The organism is Cupriavidus sp. BIC8F (genome assembly GCF_032465815.1).
Taxonomy (GTDB): domain Bacteria; phylum Pseudomonadota; class Gammaproteobacteria; order Burkholderiales; family Burkholderiaceae; genus Cupriavidus; species Cupriavidus necator.
The window spans coordinates 1,324,359-1,342,253 of the sequence record NZ_CP136095.1 but is presented as its reverse complement, the minus strand read 5'-3'; the positions used below and the strand labels follow the sequence as shown (position 1 = coordinate 1,342,253).

Annotated in this window: 16 protein-coding genes; 12 read left to right on the top strand and 4 right to left on the bottom strand. The window is 69.4% G+C overall.

What is annotated here, in order from left to right:
• Positions 1–225 precede the first annotated feature (225 nt).
• Positions 226–501 (top strand): hydroxyquinol 1,2-dioxygenase, encoded by a 276-nt coding sequence (locus tag RS901_RS26325; RefSeq protein ID WP_114132652.1) that lies wholly within the window; start codon positions 226–228, stop codon positions 499–501.
• A gap of 22 nt (positions 502–523) precedes the next feature.
• Here RS901_RS26325 and RS901_RS26320 read toward each other — a convergent pair whose 3' ends face one another.
• Together RS901_RS26320 and RS901_RS26315 are read right to left on the bottom strand one after the other, a co-directional pair.
• Positions 524–1,405: a 3-keto-5-aminohexanoate cleavage protein gene (locus RS901_RS26320; protein WP_316157064.1), complete on the bottom strand. Its 882-nt coding sequence runs from the start codon at positions 1,403–1,405 to the stop codon at positions 524–526.
• On the bottom strand, positions 1,402–2,370 hold the full coding sequence (locus RS901_RS26315) for a 3-hydroxyacyl-CoA dehydrogenase family protein (protein ID WP_316157063.1): 969 nt from the start codon (positions 2,368–2,370) through the stop codon (positions 1,402–1,404). The genes RS901_RS26320 and RS901_RS26315 overlap by 4 nt, the downstream gene beginning before the upstream one ends.
• 189 nt (positions 2,371–2,559) lie before the next feature.
• Between RS901_RS26315 and RS901_RS26310 the strand changes: the two genes are divergently transcribed.
• The 5 genes from RS901_RS26310 (at position 2,560) to RS901_RS26290 (ending at position 8,952) form a co-directional block, all read left to right on the top strand.
• Entirely contained in the window at positions 2,560–3,498 is a 939-nt protein-coding gene (locus tag RS901_RS26310) for a LysR family transcriptional regulator (RefSeq protein WP_316157297.1), read from the top strand.
• Between the two features lie 106 nt (positions 3,499–3,604).
• Positions 3,605–4,963: an IS1182 family transposase gene (locus RS901_RS26305; RefSeq protein ID WP_316153348.1), complete on the top strand. Its 1,359-nt coding sequence runs from the start codon at positions 3,605–3,607 to the stop codon at positions 4,961–4,963.
• 174 nt (positions 4,964–5,137) lie between these two features.
• The gene (locus RS901_RS26300) at positions 5,138–7,387 is read left to right on the top strand and encodes a sodium:proton antiporter (RefSeq protein ID WP_316157296.1); all 2,250 of its coding nucleotides are present in this window, start codon (positions 5,138–5,140) and stop codon (positions 7,385–7,387) included.
• A gap of 365 nt (positions 7,388–7,752) precedes the next feature.
• Entirely contained in the window at positions 7,753–8,631 is an 879-nt protein-coding gene (locus tag RS901_RS26295; RefSeq protein WP_316157062.1) for an NAD(P)-dependent oxidoreductase, read from the top strand.
• Positions 8,632–8,775: 144 nt separating this feature from the next.
• Positions 8,776–8,952 carry a glycine zipper 2TM domain-containing protein gene (locus tag RS901_RS26290; RefSeq protein WP_013953295.1) on the top strand — a complete coding sequence of 59 codons (177 nt, stop codon included), beginning with the start codon at positions 8,776–8,778 and terminating at the stop codon, positions 8,950–8,952.
• A gap of 81 nt (positions 8,953–9,033) precedes the next feature.
• On the opposite strand, the gene RS901_RS26285 is transcribed toward RS901_RS26290, so the two are convergent.
• Both RS901_RS26285 and RS901_RS26280 read right to left on the bottom strand, forming a co-directional pair.
• Positions 9,034–9,888: a glycosyltransferase family 2 protein gene (locus tag RS901_RS26285; protein ID WP_316157061.1), complete on the bottom strand. Its 855-nt coding sequence runs from the start codon at positions 9,886–9,888 to the stop codon at positions 9,034–9,036.
• 57 nt (positions 9,889–9,945) lie between these two features.
• On the bottom strand, positions 9,946–10,206 hold the full coding sequence (locus tag RS901_RS26280; RefSeq protein WP_114132645.1) for a phosphopantetheine-binding protein: 261 nt from the start codon (positions 10,204–10,206) through the stop codon (positions 9,946–9,948).
• Positions 10,207–10,473: 267 nt separating this feature from the next.
• Here RS901_RS26280 and RS901_RS26275 point away from each other — a divergent pair, with 267 nt between their 5' ends.
• From RS901_RS26275 to RS901_RS26250, 6 genes are read left to right on the top strand one after another with little or no spacing between them, the layout of a single operon-like run.
• The gene (locus RS901_RS26275; RefSeq protein WP_316157060.1) at positions 10,474–11,208 is read left to right on the top strand and encodes an acyl carrier protein; all 735 of its coding nucleotides are present in this window, start codon (positions 10,474–10,476) and stop codon (positions 11,206–11,208) included.
• 52 nt (positions 11,209–11,260) lie between these two features.
• On the top strand, positions 11,261–12,979 hold the full coding sequence (locus RS901_RS26270) for an AMP-binding protein (RefSeq protein WP_316157059.1): 1,719 nt from the start codon (positions 11,261–11,263) through the stop codon (positions 12,977–12,979).
• Positions 12,973–13,947, top strand: a complete 975-nt coding sequence (locus RS901_RS26265) for an acyl-CoA synthetase (RefSeq protein ID WP_316157058.1) — start codon at positions 12,973–12,975, stop codon at positions 13,945–13,947. Before RS901_RS26270 ends, RS901_RS26265 begins: the two co-directional genes overlap by 7 nt.
• Before the next feature lie 24 nt (positions 13,948–13,971).
• Entirely contained in the window at positions 13,972–14,571 is a 600-nt protein-coding gene (locus tag RS901_RS26260) for a LolA-related protein (protein WP_316157057.1), read from the top strand.
• 20 nt (positions 14,572–14,591) lie between these two features.
• The gene (locus tag RS901_RS26255) at positions 14,592–16,997 is read left to right on the top strand and encodes an MMPL family transporter (RefSeq protein ID WP_316157295.1); all 2,406 of its coding nucleotides are present in this window, start codon (positions 14,592–14,594) and stop codon (positions 16,995–16,997) included.
• Positions 16,994–17,842, top strand: a complete 849-nt coding sequence (locus RS901_RS26250; RefSeq protein ID WP_316157056.1) for a polysaccharide deacetylase family protein — start codon at positions 16,994–16,996, stop codon at positions 17,840–17,842. Before RS901_RS26255 ends, RS901_RS26250 begins: the two co-directional genes overlap by 4 nt.
• The last annotated feature ends 53 nt before the right edge of the window (positions 17,843–17,895 follow it).

Sequence of the window (17,895 nt, the reverse complement as noted above, 5' to 3'; positions counted from 1 at the left end):
CGATGGAACCGCAGGCCGGTCGGATAGCCGTGATTCTACAGCCTTTGCCCGCGCTGCTGGGTTTCCCCTCGTGGGCGCGCGGCCAATTGCCGTGCGCTTGCCGCGCACGTCCGCTGCCGAGTGACAGCAATGTCATGTGCCGGTCATGGTCGTGTGGGCACGCGCTACCTAGACTTGCTTCACCGCCGCCCACCCCGGGCCGGCAACCTTACGGAGAAGCGAATCATGCAAGCACTCAGGCAAGTCTTTGTGGCCACCGCCCTTATCGCTGCCGTGGTCGGCACTGCGCAGGCTGCACCGCGCAACGTCGATCCGTTCAGCGACGGGGCGCACAGCGCCACCGGCCCCCGCAGCCCGTTCACCGACGGCTCCCGCAGCCTCATGGAAACCCGCAGCGCGTTCACGGACGGCGCGAACGCCGCAACCGGTCCGCGCAGCACCTTCACCGACGGCGCGCATAACCCCAACGGCCCGCGCGACAGCTTCAGCGACGGCGCCTGACGGCACCCGGCGAGGCAGCGCCTCAGCGCACCTCGCCGTAGATGCGGCGCGCATCGGCGGCGTCGGCAATCGGCCGGCCCAGCGTCAGGCCGCCCTGCACCGCCTGCGCCACCAGCGCATGGTTGCCGGGTGCGCGGCTGCCGTCGCGCAGCAGCAGGTTGTTCTCGAATCCCACCCGCACATGGCCGCCAAATGCCGCGGCCGCGGTCACGCAGGCATTCTCTTCGCGGCCGAAGGCGCAGATCGCCCACGGCAACGCGTCGCCGGACTCGCCCGCAGCCTGCAGGAACGGCAGCAGGTCGTGCGGCGACGACACCTGCCCGGCGGCATAGCGCCCCAGCACGTACAGCACCGACCATGCGCCCGGCGGCACCATGCCGCGCTCACGCATCGATTGCCAACGCCGCACATCGGCCACGTCATACAGGATCACCTGCGTCATCACGCGCTCACGCGCCAGCCAGGCGAAGAACGCCGCCAGTTCGCTGTCCGGGATCTCCGGCACGGCCACTTCGCGCAGGCCCACCGAGACGGCTTCGGGCTGCAGCTCACGCACCATCGCCATCTGCTCCGCGGCCTGGTAGACGCCCGCGGCCTCGCTCGTCACCTGCACCAGCAACGCTTCGCCGACGGCCTGCTTCACCGCGGCCAGCGCGTCGCGGTAGGCCTGCACGTCTAGGGAGTGGCGGCCTTCGGCATCGCGCACATGCATGTGCATCATGGCCGCGCCGGCATCCAGGCAGGCGCGCGCTTCAGCGGCCAGTGCCGCGGCGGTCAGCGGCACCGCCGGATGGTCGCTGGCGCGCTTGTAGGCGCCGTTGGGCGCCACGGTGACGATCAGCGGCGCATCGGCCAGCGGCACGCGGGCTGCGGCGACAGGGGCTTGGGAAGGGGTCTGGGTCATGGCTCGATCTCGGGCAGTTCAGGCGCGATCAGCGCCAGGCCGGCGCGCAGCAGGCTGTCATAGCGTGCGCGTTCGGCGGCAATGGTTTCAGGGGTCCAGTGGTAGAAGCCTTCGCCGCGCTTCATGCCGTGGCGGCCGTCGGCGGCGCGCTCGGACAGGCAGCGCGCCGGATGGTCGTCGTTGCAGAAGGTCGGGTATATGGTGGTGCCGGCGGCCGCGTGCACGTCGATGCCCGCGTGGTCGCGCTGCAGCACCGGCCCGGCCGCCAGGAAGCGAAAGCCGAAGCCGAAGCGCACCGCCGCATCGACATCCTCGGGCGAGGCAATGCCGCGGTCGATCAGGCTGAAAGCCTCGCGCGACAGCGCATGCTGCAGCCGGTTGGCAAGAAAGCCCGGCAGATCCTTGCGCACCTTGACCGGCACCATCGCGCAGCGGCGCATGAAGGCGATCAGCGCATCGGCACAGGCCTCGTCGCTGTCATCGCCCATCACCACCTCCACCAGCGGCACCAGGTGCGCCGGCATGAAGAAGTGCAGGCCCAGCATGCGCTCACGCGAGTCGAGCTCCGCGCCGATGGCGCTGATCGGGAAGCTGGAGCTGTTGCTGGCCAGCACCGTATCGGGCCGCGCGCGCCGCACCAACTCGGCAAAGAGCGCCTGCTTCAGGTCCAGCCGTTCCGGGATGCACTCGATCACCAGGTCCACGGTGGACCAGTCCACATCATCCAGCGCCGCGGCCACCGCCAGGCGCTCCGCGCCTTGTTCACGGCCGATCGCGGCCAGGTTGCCGCGCACGCGCCCGGGCAGGGCGCCGGCGCGGCCGGCATCAGGCTCGACCACGGTGGTGCGGCACAGCGCGCGGGTCAGCACCACGGCAACATCGGCGCCCATGGTGCCGCCGCCCACCACCACCGCGTGCGCGGCGCCGGGGCGGCTCAGGATGACCGGAGCGGTCGGGTTCGACATAGGTTCTCCCAGGGGGGATGCGACGTGGCGCGCACTCGCCATCGCGTCAGTCCTGATAGCGGGGCATCGAATCCCGGCAGTGTAGAGAACTTGCTTTGATTGAAGAAGTCGATTCTATGGATAAAATGATCCACAAATCAGATCAATCGCATGATTCGGCCGGACGACGCTGCCGGCCCGCTGCCACAGATGAAAATCAACCTGTCGATGCGCGACATCGAAACCACCCTGGTGCTCGGCCGCACGCTCAACTTCCGCCAGGCCGCCAGCCAGCTGCACTTGTCGCAATCCGCCCTGTCCACGCAGATCCTGCGCATTGAGGAGTCCCTCGGCGTGCGCCTGTTCGACCGCACCACCCGCACCGTGCGCCTGACCGCGGCCGGCCAGGTCTTCATGCAGCAGGCCGCGCTGCTGCAGGCGGCGTTCCGCGGCGCCATCGACGCCGTGACCGGCATTGCCAGCGCCGAGCGCGGCCAGGTCGCGGTGGCGGCGCTGCCCTCGCTGGCGGCGCGCATGCTGCCGCGCGTGCTGATGGCCTACCACCAGGCGCGCCCGGAGGTGGCACTGAAGGTGTTCGATACTCTCTCCGGCCCGGCGTTCGATCTGGTGCGCGCCGGCGACGTGGATTTCGCGCTGACCGCCGCCGACCCGCAACAGGCGGACCTGCAATATGAGCCCCTGCTGTCGGACCGCTTCGTGCTGCTGATTCCGTCGGCGCACCCGCTGGCGCGCAGCCCCGGGCCTCTGCGCTGGGCCGATACCGCCAGCGCGCCGCACGTGTCGATGACGCACCCGAGCAGCGTGCGCCAGTACGCGGAATGGGCCTTCCTGCAGAACCGCATCCGCTTCCAGCCGGTGTTCGAGGCCGAGCGCCTGGCCACCATCGCGGCCATGGTCGAATGCGGCTTCGGCGTGGCCGCGCTGCCAGAGATCGCGGCCGGCACGGTGCGCCAGCCCGGTATTGTCGAGCGCCTGCTGACCGCGCCGGTGACCGAGCGCTCGATCGGGCTGGTAACCTCGCGCAACCGCAGCCTGTCGCCGGCGGCTGCCGAACTGGCGGCGGCGGTGCGCGCTCAGCTGGCGAGTCCGCCCGTCCATGACAACGCGGACACGGAGGCCGGCGCATGAGCATCACCGTCGATATCCTGATCCTAGGAGTTTGTCGGGCTTTGCAGTCTTCCGCAAGATGACGTTGTCCGAGATAATCGCTGGCGCACAACCAAAGACCTACCCGATGAGCCGCTTCGTTCCCGTAGACCGAGATACCGCGTACCTGTTGCCGCCCTCAGTGGACGAATGGCTGCCCGATGATCACTTGGCGCGCTTCGTAGTCGAAGTCATCGAGCAGCTCGATCTGAGCGAACTGACACGCCAATACGCGGGCCGGGGTTCGGCGGCGCACCATCCCGCCGTGTTGCTGGGCTTGCTGATCTACGGCTATGCCAATGGCGTGCACTCGAGCCGCAAGCTCGAACGCGCGACCTACGACTCGGTGGCCTTCCGCTATGTGGCAGCCAACACCCACCCGGATCACGACACGCTGGCGACGTTCCGGCGTCGATTCCTGAAGGAGGTGGAGGCGCTGTTTGTGCAGGTGCTGGTGCTGGCGCGCGAGATGAAACTGCTCAAGCTCGGGCACATTGCGCTGGACGGCACCAAGATCGACGCGAACGCGAGCAAGCACCGCGCCCTGTCGTGGGGTCATGCCCAAAAGATCGAGGCGCAGTTACGACAGGAAGTGCAGGCCCTGCTTGCGCTGGCCGAGAACAGCGACCGCGCAGCCATCCCGGATGGCATGGACGTGCCGGCGGAGATCGCTCGACGCGAAGACCGCTTGAGCGCGATGGCGCTGGCCAAGGCAAAGATCGAGCAGCGCGCCGCCGAGCGTCATCAACTCGAACAGCAGGAGTACGAGGCCAAGACGGCTAAGCGCAAGTCTCAGCGGGACGCTGGCAAGAAGCCGCGCGGCAAGGATCCCGAGCCACCAGAGGCGGGGCCCAAGGATGGCGATCAGGTGAACCTCACGGATGAAGAGTCACGCATCATGCCCGTCTCGGGGGGTGGCTTCGAACAAAGCTACAACGCGCAAGCCGGGGTAGACACAGAGACGATGATGGTGGTCACCCAGCACGTGAGCCAGGCGTGCAACGACAAGCGCGAAGTCGTGCCCACGCTGGAGCAGATCGCGGCGTTGCCTGCGGTGCTGGGCGAGGTGCGCACGCTGATCACGGACAACGGCTTCTTCAGTCAGGCCAACGTGATCGCGTGCCACGATGCAGGGATCGAGCCGCTGCTGGCGCTAAGGCGGGAGCCGCATCATGCCCCTGTGCTGGAGCGCTTTGCCCCCGATGTGCCGCAGCCCCAGACCACGGACCCGGTTGTGCAGATGGCGCACCGACTGGGCACACAAGCCGGGCGCGCCCTCTACAGCTTGCGCAAGCAGACGGTGGAGCCGGTGTTCGGCATCATCAAACGGGTAATGGGTTGGCGCCAGATGAGCATGCGCGGGCTGGACAAGGCGCAAGGCGAATGGAGTCTTGTGACCATGGCCTGGAACATCAAGCGCATGCACGTTCTGCGAGCGGTTGGATAGCAAAGTGCGCCTCGACTACCCAAAGCCGAGCCCCTAAGGCGCTCCAATGTGCCATCACAGTGCCTCGTCAACCATCAAGAGCGTTCGATCAGCGCGATTGCCGTCCAAAAATCTCGTCGCACCGATCATTCGGATTCGCCCGGGCTCAAGTCCGACGGACTCCTAGCCGGCGCGCTGCTGGCCATCGTCGCCCTGGTACAGGTGGCCGCCGCGCGGCTGGTGTTGCCCGAGTCCACCCTGCTGTCGGCCATCGGCATCGCCATCGGCGCGGGCTACGTCGCCATCGATGCGGCCCACCCTGACTTCGCCCGGCATTTCCTGCACCCGCTGATCGACCCCGCGCTGCCGCCCGAGGCCTACCTGTGGATCTTCCTGCCACCGCTGCTGTTCCACGCGGCACTGACCGCCGACGTGCGCAGCATGCTGCCGGACGCGGCCCCGATCCTGCTGCTGGCGGTGGTCGCCGTAGTGGTAGCCACCGGCATGATCGGCGTCGCCACGGCGGCGGCCAGCGGGATGCCGCTGGCGGTGTGCCTGCTGCTGGGCGCGGTGGTGGCCACCACCGACCCGGCCGCGGTGATCGCGATCTTCCGCGACGTGGGCGCGCCGGCCAGGCTGATCCGGCTGGTGGAGGGCGAAAGCCTGCTCAACGATGCCGCTGCCATCGCCATCGTCGGCGTGCTGGTGGCGATGCTGACCGGCCACGGCGCGCAGGCAACGCTGGCCGCGGGCCTGCGCGAACTGGCCTGGTCCTTCGTTGGCGGCGTGGTCTGCGGCGCGCTGGCCGGGCGGCTGGTGTCGGACCTGCTGCCCCGCCTGGCCGGCCTGGCCATGGCCGAGAGCGCGCTGACGCTGGCGCTGCCCTACCCGCTCTACCTGCTGGCTGAACAACTGCTGGGAGTCTCCGGCGTGGTGGCGGTGGTGTGCGCCGGCCTGATGGTCAGCGCGCTCGGGCCAACGCGGCTGAACCCGCCGAACTGGCGCCACCTGCGCATGATCTGGGAGCAGTTCGCCAGCATCGCCGGGGCGGTGGTGTTCCTGCTGGCCGCGGTGCGCGTGCCCTCCATGCTGGCGGGCGTGACCACGCATCACGGCTGGCTGCTGCTGGCACTGGTGGCCTCCGCACTGGCCGCGCGCCTGGTGACGCTGTTCGGGCTGCTGCCGCTGCTGTCCTGGCTGCGCCTGAGCGCGCCGATCAACGGCGCCTTCAAGCTGGCCATCGCCTGGGGCGGCCTGCGCGGCGCCGTCACGCTGGTGCTGGCGCTGGGCATTGCCGAGAACGACCACCTGCCCTACGAAACGCGCCATTTCGTCGCCATCCTGGCCACCGGCTTCGTGCTGGTGAGCCTGCTACTCAACGGCACCACGCTGCGCAGCCTGATCCACCGGTTGGGCCTGGACCAGCTGTCGCCACAGGAACGCGCGCTGCAGCAGCAGGCGATCCGCCTGTCCACCGAGGAGGTCGAAGCCATGCTGACGCGCGTGGCCGACTCGTTCGACCTGCCTCCGGCCGCCGCGCGCGATGCCGCGCAGAAATACCGGCACGGCATTGAACTGGGCTCGGCAGAGTTCGACTTTGACACCGCCCTGTCCGAACGCGACCGCCTGACCATCGGCTTGGTCACGCTGGCCACGCGTGAGCGCGAGCTGATCCCCGAGTACGGCGACGGCGTGATCTCGGTGGCCAACCTGGACGCGATGATGCGCAACACCTCGCAAATGATCGACGCGGCGCGCGAACAGGGCCGCATCGGCTACAACCGCGCCGCACGGCATATCCTGGACTATCACCTGGGCTTTCGCGTGGCACTTTTCCTGCACCGCCGTCTGTCGCTCGACCGCCCCCTGGCGCGCGCACTGGCCGACCGCTTCGAGCTGCTGATCTGCCGCCAGACCGTGCTGGACCGCCTGCGCCGCTATAACCGCTCGATGCTCACGCCGGTGTTCGGCGCGCGCATGGCAACGGTGCTCGACGGCGTGCTGGAAGACCGCACCAAGGCGGCCGAAGAAGGCCTGGCCGAGATGCGCGCCAAGTTCGGCGACTACACCGTGGCGCTGGAACGGCGGCTGCTGATGCTGTTCGCGTTGCGCAAGGGCCGGCTGTCACTGGAAACCATGCGCGAGGAAGCCGTGATTTCCAAGGAAGCCTTCAACCAGATCGCCCAGGTGATCCAGCAGGCCTGGCAAGCCAACCTGGTGCGCCCGCCGCTGCGCGGCGTCACGGAAAACAAGGGCGGGCCCGGCACGGCGCCGGGGCCGCAACCCTCAGGAGGGATCCTTGGTACGGGTACGCGAGACCGCCGCCATGATGCCGATGCCAAGCACGATCAGGCAGGCAATACCGATATAGACGGGCGCGAGGCCAGCCGTTTCCATGCCCCAGGCAATGCCGGCAACCAGGACCAGCAGGCCGATAATGTATAGCGCGAATGACATGAGTCGGCTCCTTGCGGTGGTGCAACCTGGCTTCAATGTAGGCAGCATGCGATGCGCAAGGGATAGGACAAGGGCGGAAGCTGGCGTAGGCGGGTTCTGACCTTGTAGTGATGTGCGCGGCGGCTCGGATTCCCCCAATACGAAAACAGGCCGCGCCGGTATATGTGCCCGAATCGGCATCCTGTAGCGCAACATCGTGCCAGCCTCTGTATCTGTCCCCCGCCCCGGCGCCCCCGTATACTCTGGAGCCGGAGGCGGCCCAGCCGTCCCGCCGGCGCAGGACCCTGGCGTGGCATCACGCAAACGGGACCGCGCCTCACCGATCCCAAACATACAAGCAACGGAGCAGCAGCATGCGTGTCGCATTTCTCGGACTGGGCGTCATGGGTTTCCACATGGCCGGCCACCTCGCCACCAAGGGGCACGAGGTCACCGTGTACAACCGCACCGCCGCCAAGGCACAGGCCTGGGTCGAGAAGTTCGGCGGCAAGGCGGCGCCCACGCCCGCACAGGCCGTGCGCGATGCGCAGGTGGTCTGCTCCTGCGTGGGCAATGACGACGACCTGCGCGCGGTGCTGGCCGGGCATGACGGCGCCTTCTTCAGCGCGCCCAGCGGCTGCATCTTCGTGGATCACACCACCGCCAGCGCCAACGTGGCGCGCGAACTCTACGCCGCCGCGCGCGAGCATGGCCTGCACTTTGTCGACGGCCCGGTCTCCGGCGGCGAAGTCGGCGCGGAGAAAGGCATCCTGACCATCATGTGCGGCGGCGATGCCGACGCCTATGCGCGCGCCGAACCGGTCATTGCCGCCTACGCACGCGCCGTCACACGTATCGGCGAATCCGGTGCCGGGCAACTGGCCAAGATGGTCAACCAGATCAGCATCGCCGGGCTGATCCAGGGACTGTCCGAGGCCATCGCCTTTGGCGAGCGCGCCGGGCTGGACATGCGCCTGGTGCTGGACGTCATCAGCAAGGGCGCGGCCGGCTCATGGCAGCTCGAGAACCGCGGCCCCACCATGATCGACAACAAGTTCGACTTCGGCTTCGCGGTGGACTGGATGCGCAAGGACCTGGGCCTGTGCCTGGACGAGGCGCGCCGCAACGGCGCCGGCCTGCCGGTTACGGCACTGGTCGACCAGTTCTATGCCGACCTGCAGCAGATGGGCTGCGGCCGCGCCGACACCTCCTCGCTGGTCAAGCGCCTGCGCCAGCACGCCAGGGACGCCTGACGCCACCCCTGCGCCACCTGCCGTCGTCCGATTCCTACAGCGCAATCGGCGTGTCTCGGAGAAGCGCCTGCCCGGCACGGGGCTAAGCTGGACACATGGGGCCGGTTGCCTGCAACTGGCCCAGCAACGATGCAGGAGACCATCATGTGGAAACTCGCAAGCGCGCTCCTGGTAAGTGCCAGCATGGCGCTGGCCGGCTGTACGGCGACGGGCGCGGTGGCCGGCGGCGTGGCCGGACACGAGCTGACTCACGGCAGCACCGCCGGGACCATCGGCGGCGCCGTGGTGGGCGGCGTGATTGGTCACGAACTGGGCAAGTAAGCAAACCCTGGCCCCTGGGCCCAACAAGCAGAAAGGCCGCTTCACGAAGCGGCCTTTCTGCTTGTTTCGCGGGGTTGCCGTTCAGGCTTTCGGCCGGCACGACGCGCCGCCGGTCGCCCGCCGCAGCCGCTGCCATACCAATACAGGCAGCCGCAGCACGAAACCGGCCAGCAGCCGCAGGTGCATGCCGGTCAGCAACAGGTTGTCGCGCAGATAGCGGAAGTGCGACACCCCACCCTCGCGCTGGCGGAAGTAGCGCACCGGCGCATCGGCGTTGATCGGGCGCACGCCGCGCCAGCACAGGCGCACCGCCACTTCTGGATCAAAGTCGAAGCGCCGCATCCAGCGGCTCTCGCGCATGACGGCGCGCAGCGGCGCGATCGGGTAGACGCGAAAGCCGTACAAAGAATCCCCGATGCCTGCCCAGAGCGTCTCGACATCCGCCCAGAAGTTGGACATGCGCCGCCAGTAGACCCGCTCGCGCGGTGCGCTGGCGTCGAACACGGGCCGGCCCAGCACCATGGCGCCGGGGTTGCGCTGCGATATCGCCATGAACTGCGGAATCAGGTGTGCAGGATGCTGCCCGTCCGAATCCATCACCAGCACATGCGTAAAGCCAGCGGCGGCGGCCGCGTCTATGCCGTGCAGCACTGCGGTGCCCTTGCCCTGGTTGCGCGGCAGCACCAGTACGCGCAGCCCTGGATCGGTGGCTGCCTGCGCCAGCAGCCACTGGTCGCTGCCATCGGTGCTGCCGTCCACGACCACCCAGACCGGCGTCCAGGCGGCGCGCGCCGCGCGCAGCACTTCATGCAAGCGCACGCCGGGGTTATAGCTGGGGATCAGCACCAGGTGCGTGGCGGACGGGTCGGTGCCACCCATGGGGCAGGCGCTGCCGCCGGTCACCAGTGCGGGCCCGGGCATGGCTTGCTGCGGCATGTCGTGCTCCGGTCCTGGTTTTGGGAAAGGGCGAAAAGGTGGGTGCGGCGAGCCGGGCTAGCGCGTGCGGTGTTCCGCCAGGTAGGTGGCCAGGCTGCCCAGCGAGGCAAAGATGGTCTTGTTGTCGGGGTTGTCCGAACGCAGTTCGACCCCGTACTTGCGCGACACCAGCAGTGCGATCTCAAGGATGTCGATGGAATCCAGCCCGAAGCCTTCGCCATAGAGCGGCGTGGCGGCATGGATGTCCTCCAGCCGCAACTCGGCAATGTCGAGTTCGTCGATGATCAGGCGGGCAAGTTCGGTTTCGAGTTCGGTCATGTCGCTAGGTGGCTGGGATGCCGCTGCGGCATGGGTCCGGGCAAGGTTGTCCAGTCCGCACGGCAGGGCAACCGATGCTATCAAAAGGGGCAAACCCCAGCCAGTTGAGAGAAGTTTAGTAACAACAAAGGCGGCCCTTTTGGGAATCATCATCACGTCGGGCCGGTCTTTTGGGGTATAAAGCGTTCGCTTCGTGCACCATGCGGCGCCATTTCCGGCAACGCCGCGCGGCAAGCGCCTTACGCTACACACAATATACCCTCGCAGATGCCATTGAGCCAGCAATTCGACCGCCCCTCCACGCCCGCCGCGCCAGCCGTGCCTGTGCGGCAGGATGCCGTGCCGGCAGGCCGGCGCCATAGCTGGATTGCCGCAGTGGCCGCCTTTGTCGTCTACGAATCCGCCCTGCACCGTGCAGCACATCAGCCGGGTGCCGAAGTCGCCGCCTTGTGGCTCGGGGCGGCGCCGTTCCTGCTGATCGGCTTCCTTGCCTGCCGCCGCGCCGGGTGGCGCCTCCCTGCGCTGGCTGGCTTGCTGGCAGCCTGCGCCGCCCTGTGGATCTGGCGCTTGCCGCTGGCCACCCATTTCGGCTGGACCTATTTCCTGCAGCACGCCGGCATCAACGCCGCACTGGGCGTGATGTTCGCGCTGAGCCTGCGCCCCGGCCACACGCCACTGTGCACGCAGATCGCAACGGCAATCCATGGCCAGCTGCCCCCCGCGCACCTGCGCTACACGCTGCGCGTGACCCAGGCCTGGACGCTGTTCTTTGCCGCGATGGTGGGTATATCGACGCTGCTGTTCGTGCTGGCGCCGGTGGCGACCTGGTCCAGCTTCGCCAACCTGGCCACGCCGCTGCTGATCGCGCTGATGTTCGTGGGCGAAGCCGTGTGCCGCCGCATCGCCTTCCCGGGCATGGCCCACGGCGGCCTGCTGGATGCGGTGCATGGCTATCGCGCAGTCATGGCTGCCCGTGCGGGCCGGCCCGGTTTGCCGCGCTGACGCGCCGCACTCCTCCGGCCCCTACACTGGCAACAGGCACAGGCTCCGCCCCATGACCACGCTCCCCATCGTCGCGCATGCCTCGCCCGAAGACATCATCGCCTGGGCGCACGGGCGGCCCGTCAGCGTGCGCCAGTTCCTGGCCGATGCGTCCAGCCTGGCCACGGCGCTGCCGGCAGGCGGGCACGTATTCAACGCCTGCACCGACCGCTACCGCTTCGCCGTCGGCCTGTGCGCCGCGCTGCTGGCGGGCAAGGCCACCCTGCTGCCGCCGTCCCATACGCCGGAGATGGTGCGTCAGCTGGCCGACTTTGCCCCGGACGCCTTCTGCCTGCATGACCAGCCTGATGCGGCGTGCGCCATGCCGGCGTTCCACTATCACGACGGCCTGCGCGGCGCCGCCACGGACGGGCCGGTCGAGATCCCGCAGATTCCCGCGACCCAGGTCATGGCGTACGTGTTCACGTCAGGCTCGACCGGCACGCCGGTGCCGCACCGCAAGACCTGGGGCGCGATGGCCCGGTGCGCGCATGCCGCGGCGCAACGGCTCGGCCTGATGGACGGGCGTGCCTGGACCGTGGTGGGCACGGTGCCGCCGCAGCATATGTTCGGGCTGGAAGCCACGGTCATGCTGGTACTGCAGGGCCGCGCGGCACTGGTGGCGGCCCCGGCCTTCTATCCGGCCGACGTGCGCGATGCCCTCGCCTCGGTGCCGGCGCCGCGCGCGCTGGTCAGTTCACCCGTGCACCTGCGCACGCTGGTGCAGTCGGGCATGGCGATGCCGCCGGCAGACCTGGTGCTGTGCGCGACCGCCCCGCTTGGCCGCCAGCTGGCGGGCGAGGCCGAAACCCTGTTCGGCGCTCCCCTGTGCGAGATCTACGGCAGCACCGAGACCGGCCAGATCGCCACGCGCCGCACCGCGCAGGCCGATGCCTGGACACTGGTGCCGGGCGTGCGGCTGCAGGCACGCCAGGGCGACGGCGGCGACACCGAGACCTGGGCCGAAGGCGGCCATATCGAACAGCCGGTGCCGCTGGGCGACGCCATCGCACCACTGGATGCCGGCCACTTCCTGCTCCATGGCCGCAAGGCTGACATGCTCAATATCGCCGGCAAGCGCACCTCGCTGGCTTACCTGAACCACCAGCTCACGTCCATTGACGGCGTGCGGGACGGCGCGTTCTTCATGCCCGATGATGCGCACGAAGGCGACACGCATGGCCACGTGGTGCGGCTGGTGGCGGTGGCGGTGGCCCCAGGCGTCACCCCGGCGCAGCTCCAGCAGGCGCTGCGCGCGCGCATCGACCCGGCCTTCCTGCCACGCCCGCTGCTCTTTGCCGACAGCCTGCCGCGCAATGCCGCCGGCAAGCTGCCGCGCGAAGCCCTGGCGGCGCTGGTCGCAAGGCTTGCCGGGGCACACCACGGCGAGAGCGTGGCAAGGCCCGGCTTTGTCATCGACGCCGATCACCCGGCTATCGCCGGCCACTTTCCCGGCCATCCGATCGTGCCGGGGGTGGTGCTGCTGGACCACGCGGTGCTGGCACTCGGCGCGGCGCTGGGCCGCCGCCTCGCCGTCACCCAGGCCGGCGCCATCAAGTTCCTGAGCCCGGTGACCCCGGGCGAGCGCGTGGAGATCCTCCACCACGCCGACGCAGCGGCCGACGGCGGCGAGAGTATCCGCTTCACGCTGCGCAGCGCCGGACGCGATGTCGCCAGCGGCACGCTGCAGGTGCGCGGCGCCGCGCCGCAAGCGGGGGCATCGGCATGCTGAGCTGGCTGTGGAAGCGGCAGCCGCCGCTGGAATCCGAATGGTCGCGCCGCCAGGAGCGCGGCAGCATCACGCTGCTGCGCGTCATGACGTGGATCTCGCTGGCACTCGGCCGCCCCGTCGGGCGCGTGGTGCTGCGGGGGATTGCGGCGTACTTCATGCTGTTCGCGCCGGCGGCACGCCATGCCTCGCGCGCCTACATGGACCGCGCCCTCGGGCGCGAGGCCAACTGGGTCGATGGCTACCGGCATGTGTTCACCTTCGCCTCGACCATCCATGACCGCATCTACCTGCTCAACGGACGCTTCGACCTGTTCGATATCCGCCTGCACGGAGAGGCGCAGCTGGAAGCCGCGATGGCTCGCGGCCGTGGCGCAATCCTGCTGGGTGCGCACCTGGGCAGCTTCGAGGTGGTGCGCGCGCTCGGGCGGCGGCACCCGGAGATGGAAGTCGCGATCACCATGTACGAGGAGAACGCGCACAAGCTCAACGACGTACTGCAATCGATCAACCCGGCGATGCGCCAGGACGTGATCGCGCTGGGCCGCTTCGACACCATGCTGCGGGTGCGCGACTACCTGGACCGCGGCTACATGATCGGCATGCTGGCCGACCGCACGCTGTCGCAGCGCGCCACCGACCCGGTGCAGCAGTGCAGCTTCCTCGGCACGCCCACGGGCCTCCCGACCGGCCCGCTGCGCATGGCGGCGATGCTGCGCCGGCCGGTGTTCTTCATCACCGGCCTGTACCGCGGCGGCAACCGCTACGATGTGCACTTCGTGCCGCTGGCGGACTTCACCGACACCGCGCGCGGCCAGCGCGAGGCAGCCGTGCAGACCGCGCTGGCGGAATACGTGCGCCTGCTGGAGCAGTTCTGCCGCAGCGCCCCGTACAACTGGTTCAACTTCTACGATTTCTGGCACGCCGGCCCGCCGCTGTCTGAACAGCCGCCGCCGGGCAACGAGCCATGACCCGCGAGCCCTGAGCAGCCCCTGATGCCCCTTTCCAGACGCCCTTTCCGCTTCCTGCTGTCGATGCTGCTGGCCGGCGCCATGCTTGCGCTGGCCACACCGTCCGGTGCTGCCACGTTTGGCGTCGACCAGCTGATGTCCACCCTGGCGCAACGCAAGTCTGGGCGCGTGCTGTTCACCGAGACCAAGTACCTGGCGATACTCGACAAGCCGGTGCAGTCTTCCGGCGAGCTGCTGTTCACGGCACCCGACCATCTGGAGAAGCGCACACTGGCGCCCAAGGCCGAGAACATGGTGCTCGACGGCGACATGCTGACGGTCGAGCGTGACGGCAAGCGCTACACCATGCCGCTGCAGAACTACCCCGAGCTGGCCGCCTTTATCGAAAGCATCCGCGGCACGCTGGCAGGCAACCGCCAGACGCTGGAGCGCTACTACAAGCTCGGCCTGGAAGGCCGCGCCAGCCGCTGGACACTGACGCTGACACCGGCGGACTCGCGCATGGCCGCGGTGGTCAGCCAGGTGCGCATCGACGGCAGCCAGGATGCGCTCGACCGCGTCGAGATCCGGCAGGCCGACGGCGACCGCTCGGTGATGAAGATCCGACCTGCCGGCCACCCATGAGCGCAGCGCCGCCCGCAACGATGCGCCCAGCGACGCGCCGGTTCGCGCTGGCACTGTGGATCTTCGCCATGCTCGCCTGCGCGGCTGTGATCAGCCGCACCACCTTCACGGCCGACCTCTCGGCCTTCCTGCCGCGGCTGCCCAGCGCCGAGCAGCAATTGCTGGTGAACCAGCTGCGCGACGGGCTGGTATCGCGCCTGGTCCTGGTCGGGATCGAGGGCGGCGATGCCGATGGCCGCGCCGCGGTATCGCGTGCCATGGCGGCACAGCTGCGCGGCGACCCGCGCTTCACGGCGATTCAGAACGGCGAGCCGGTCAACCAGGCCGCAGACCGCCAATACGTGTTTGCGCACCGCTACCTGCTCAGCCCCGCGGTCACGCCGGAGCGCTTCAGTGAACGCGGCCTGGCGCAGGCGCTGAATGAATCGTTCGAGCTGCTGGCCTCGTCCGCCGGGCTCTTCACCAAGTCGCTGCTGCCGCGCGATCCCACCGGCGAAGTGACCGCGATGCTGGCACAGCTGGATGCCGGGCAGCGCGTGCCCATGCACGCCGGCGCCTGGGCGTCGCGCGACGGCAAGCGCGCGGTGCTGCTGGCGCAGACGGCCGCCGCGGGGTCTGACACGGATGCGCAGGCACAAGCCATCGGGGCCGTGCGCGAGGCGTTTGCCAAGGCAGCAACGGCTGGCCAGTACCAGCTGGCGATGACCGGGCCGGGCGTGTTTTCCGTCAATGCACGCGACACCATCCGCCATGACGTGGAGCGCCTGTCGACCATCGGCGTGGCCATCATCGTCACGCTGCTGCTGCTGGTCTACCGTTCGGTGCCGCTGCTGGTGCTGGGGCTGGTGCCGGTACTGAGCGGCGCGCTGGCAGGCATTGCCGCGGTCAGCCTGGGCTTCGGCGGCTCGGTGCACGGACTGACGCTGGGCTTCGGCACCACGCTGATCGGCGAGGCGGTCGACTATTCGATCTACCTGTTCGTGCAGTCCGCGCAGTACATGCGCGACGGCCGGCGCGACGAGCGCGCCTGGCTGGGCGGCTTCTGGCCGACGGTGCGCCTGGGCGTGCTGACCTCGGTCTGCGGCTTTGCCGCGCTGATGCTGTCGGGCTTTCCGGGGCTGGCGCAGCTGGGGCTGTATTCGATTGCCGGGCTGACGACCGCGGCGCTGGTGACGCGCTTCGTGCTGCCGCAGCTGGTGCCGGCCACGCTGCACCTGCGCGACGTGGCGCCGCTGGGCCGCCGGCTGCAGTGGCTGGCGGCGCGCGCGCACCGGCTGCGCTGGCTGGTGCTAGTGCTGGTGGTGGCAGCCGGCACGGTGCTGGCCATGCACCGCGGCACGCTGTGGGGCCGCGAGCTGCAGGCGCTGAGCCCGGTGTCGGCCAGCGACCAGGCCCTCGACACCCGCTTGCGCGAGGACCTTGGCGCGCCCGACGTGCGCTACCTGGTGGTGCTGTCCGGGCCGGACCAGGAATCAGTGCTGCAGGGCGCGGAGCGCGTGGCACGTGAACTGGACCCGCTGGTGGCGCAGAATTTCATCGGCGGCTACGAGAGCCCTGCGCGCTACCTGCCCAGCGCGGCGACCCAACGCGAGCGCCAGGCCAGCCTGCCGCCGCCCGACGTGCTGGCGCAGCGGCTGCGCGCCGCCATCGCCACGCAGCCGGTGCGCGCGTCCCTGTTCGCGCCGTTCCTGGCGCAGGCCGAGGCGGCGCGCACCGGTGCGCTGCTGCGGCGCGAGGACCTGCGCGGCACATCGATGGCGCTGGCTGTCGATGCGTTGCTGGCGCAGCGCGACGGGCGCTGGAGCGCCACGCTGCCGCTGCGCGCACCGGCCCGCACCCCGCAAAGCACCGGCGCGGCCGACGGCGTCGACACCAGCGCGGTGCGGGCCGCGGTCGCGCGGGCCGGCGTCGCTGACACGCTGTTCGTCGACCTCAAGGGCGAATCCGACCGCCTCTACACCGGCTACCTGCGTGAGGCCTTGCTGCTGTCGCTGGCCGGCCTGCTGGCGATCATCGTGCTGCTGGCCGTGGCGCTGCGCTCGGCACGGCGCGTCGTGGCCACGGTGCTGCCACTGGCCGCGGCGGCGCTGGTGGTGCTGGGCGGGCTGGCAGCGCTCGGCCAGCCGCTGACGCTGCTGCACCTGGTGGGGCTGCTGCTGCTGATGGCCGTGGGTTCCAATTACGCGCTATTCTTCAACGGCCCCGCGGCGGGCAGCCAGGTGGCGGGCGCTTCACCGCATACCCTGGTGTCGCTGCTGCTGGCCAACCTGACCACGGTGGCCGCCTTCGGCCTGCTGGCGCTGTCGAGCCTGCCGCTGCTCAAGGCCTTCGGCCTGACGGTAGGTCCCGGTGCCGTGCTGGCCCTGTGGTTTTCGGCGATCCTGGCGCGCCCCGCGGCGCCGGACACAGCCGGGAGTGCAACATGAATTCGTATCCCGCACCGCGCGTTGCCTTGCGCGGCACCTCCGACAGCCGCCGCTGGCGCCCCACCCCGCTGCTTTACGGCACCGCCGCCGTGCACCTGGGTGCCGCCGGCGCGATCCTGGCGCACCCTGAGGCCATGGGCATGGCGCTGGCCGGCGTTGGCGCCGCCCATGCGGCAATGTGCGCCGCCGGCCTGTGGCCGCGCAGCCACTGGCTTGGCCCCAACCTGCTGCGCCTGCCGCCCTCTGCCAGTGACTGCGTGGCACTGACATTCGACGACGGCCCCAACCCGGCTCTGACGCCGCGCGTGCTCGACATGCTGGACCAGCACGGCGCACGCGCAACCTTCTTCTGCGTCGGCGCGCGCGCCGCGGCGCATCCGGAACTGGTGCGCGAAATCGTCCGCCGCGGCCACGCCGTGGAAAACCACAGCATGTACCACCGGCTGCACTTCTCGGTCTTCGGTCCGGGGCGCATGCTGCGCGACATCGGTGCCGCGCAGCAGGTGCTGACCGACCTCACCGGCCAGGCGCCGCGCTTCTTCCGCGCGCCCGCGGGGCTGCGCAATCCCTTCCTTGAGCCGGTGCTGTGCCGGCTCGGGCTTCATCTGGCCGCCTGGACCCGGCGCGGCTTCGATACCCGTTGCGGCGACCACGCGGCGCGCGTGGTGCAGCGCCTCACCGGCAAGCTCGCCGGGCGCGACATCCTGCTGCTGCACGATGGCAATCCCGGCACCGATGCCACCGGCAATGCGCACTGCACCACGGTGCTGCCGGGCCTGCTCGCCGCCATCGAACAAGCCGGCCTGCGCTGCGTCACGCTGCGCGCGGCCGTGCTGCCAGCCTGAGTGAGCTGCGGCTTGTTACAATTGGCTCAGCCTTCCGAGATTCCTTCCATTCG

Excerpts from the sequence above, each read along its gene's own strand:
- RS901_RS26270 (WP_316157059.1), top strand. The coding sequence starts at position 11,261 with ATGACCACGCTCCCCATCGTCGCGCATGCCTCGCCCGAAGACATCATC.
- RS901_RS26280 (WP_114132645.1), bottom strand. The coding sequence starts at position 10,206 with ATGACCGAACTCGAAACCGAACTTGCCCGCCTGATCATCGACGAACTC.
- RS901_RS26255 (WP_316157295.1), top strand. The coding sequence starts at position 14,592 with ATGCGCCCAGCGACGCGCCGGTTCGCGCTGGCACTGTGGATCTTCGCC.
- RS901_RS26265 (WP_316157058.1), top strand. The coding sequence starts at position 12,973 with ATGCTGAGCTGGCTGTGGAAGCGGCAGCCGCCGCTGGAATCCGAATGG.
- RS901_RS26325 (WP_114132652.1), top strand. The coding sequence starts at position 226 with ATGCAAGCACTCAGGCAAGTCTTTGTGGCCACCGCCCTTATCGCTGCC.
- RS901_RS26305 (WP_316153348.1), top strand. The coding sequence starts at position 3,605 with ATGAGCCGCTTCGTTCCCGTAGACCGAGATACCGCGTACCTGTTGCCG.
- RS901_RS26275 (WP_316157060.1), top strand. The coding sequence starts at position 10,474 with ATGCCATTGAGCCAGCAATTCGACCGCCCCTCCACGCCCGCCGCGCCA.
- RS901_RS26290 (WP_013953295.1), top strand. The coding sequence starts at position 8,776 with ATGTGGAAACTCGCAAGCGCGCTCCTGGTAAGTGCCAGCATGGCGCTG.
- RS901_RS26260 (WP_316157057.1), top strand. The coding sequence starts at position 13,972 with ATGCCCCTTTCCAGACGCCCTTTCCGCTTCCTGCTGTCGATGCTGCTG.
- RS901_RS26315 (WP_316157063.1), bottom strand. The coding sequence starts at position 2,370 with ATGTCGAACCCGACCGCTCCGGTCATCCTGAGCCGCCCCGGCGCCGCG.
- RS901_RS26295 (WP_316157062.1), top strand. The coding sequence starts at position 7,753 with ATGCGTGTCGCATTTCTCGGACTGGGCGTCATGGGTTTCCACATGGCC.
- RS901_RS26320 (WP_316157064.1), bottom strand. The coding sequence starts at position 1,405 with ATGACCCAGACCCCTTCCCAAGCCCCTGTCGCCGCAGCCCGCGTGCCG.
- RS901_RS26285 (WP_316157061.1), bottom strand. The coding sequence starts at position 9,888 with ATGCCGCAGCAAGCCATGCCCGGGCCCGCACTGGTGACCGGCGGCAGC.
- RS901_RS26310 (WP_316157297.1), top strand. The coding sequence starts at position 2,560 with ATGAAAATCAACCTGTCGATGCGCGACATCGAAACCACCCTGGTGCTC.
- RS901_RS26250 (WP_316157056.1), top strand. The coding sequence starts at position 16,994 with ATGAATTCGTATCCCGCACCGCGCGTTGCCTTGCGCGGCACCTCCGAC.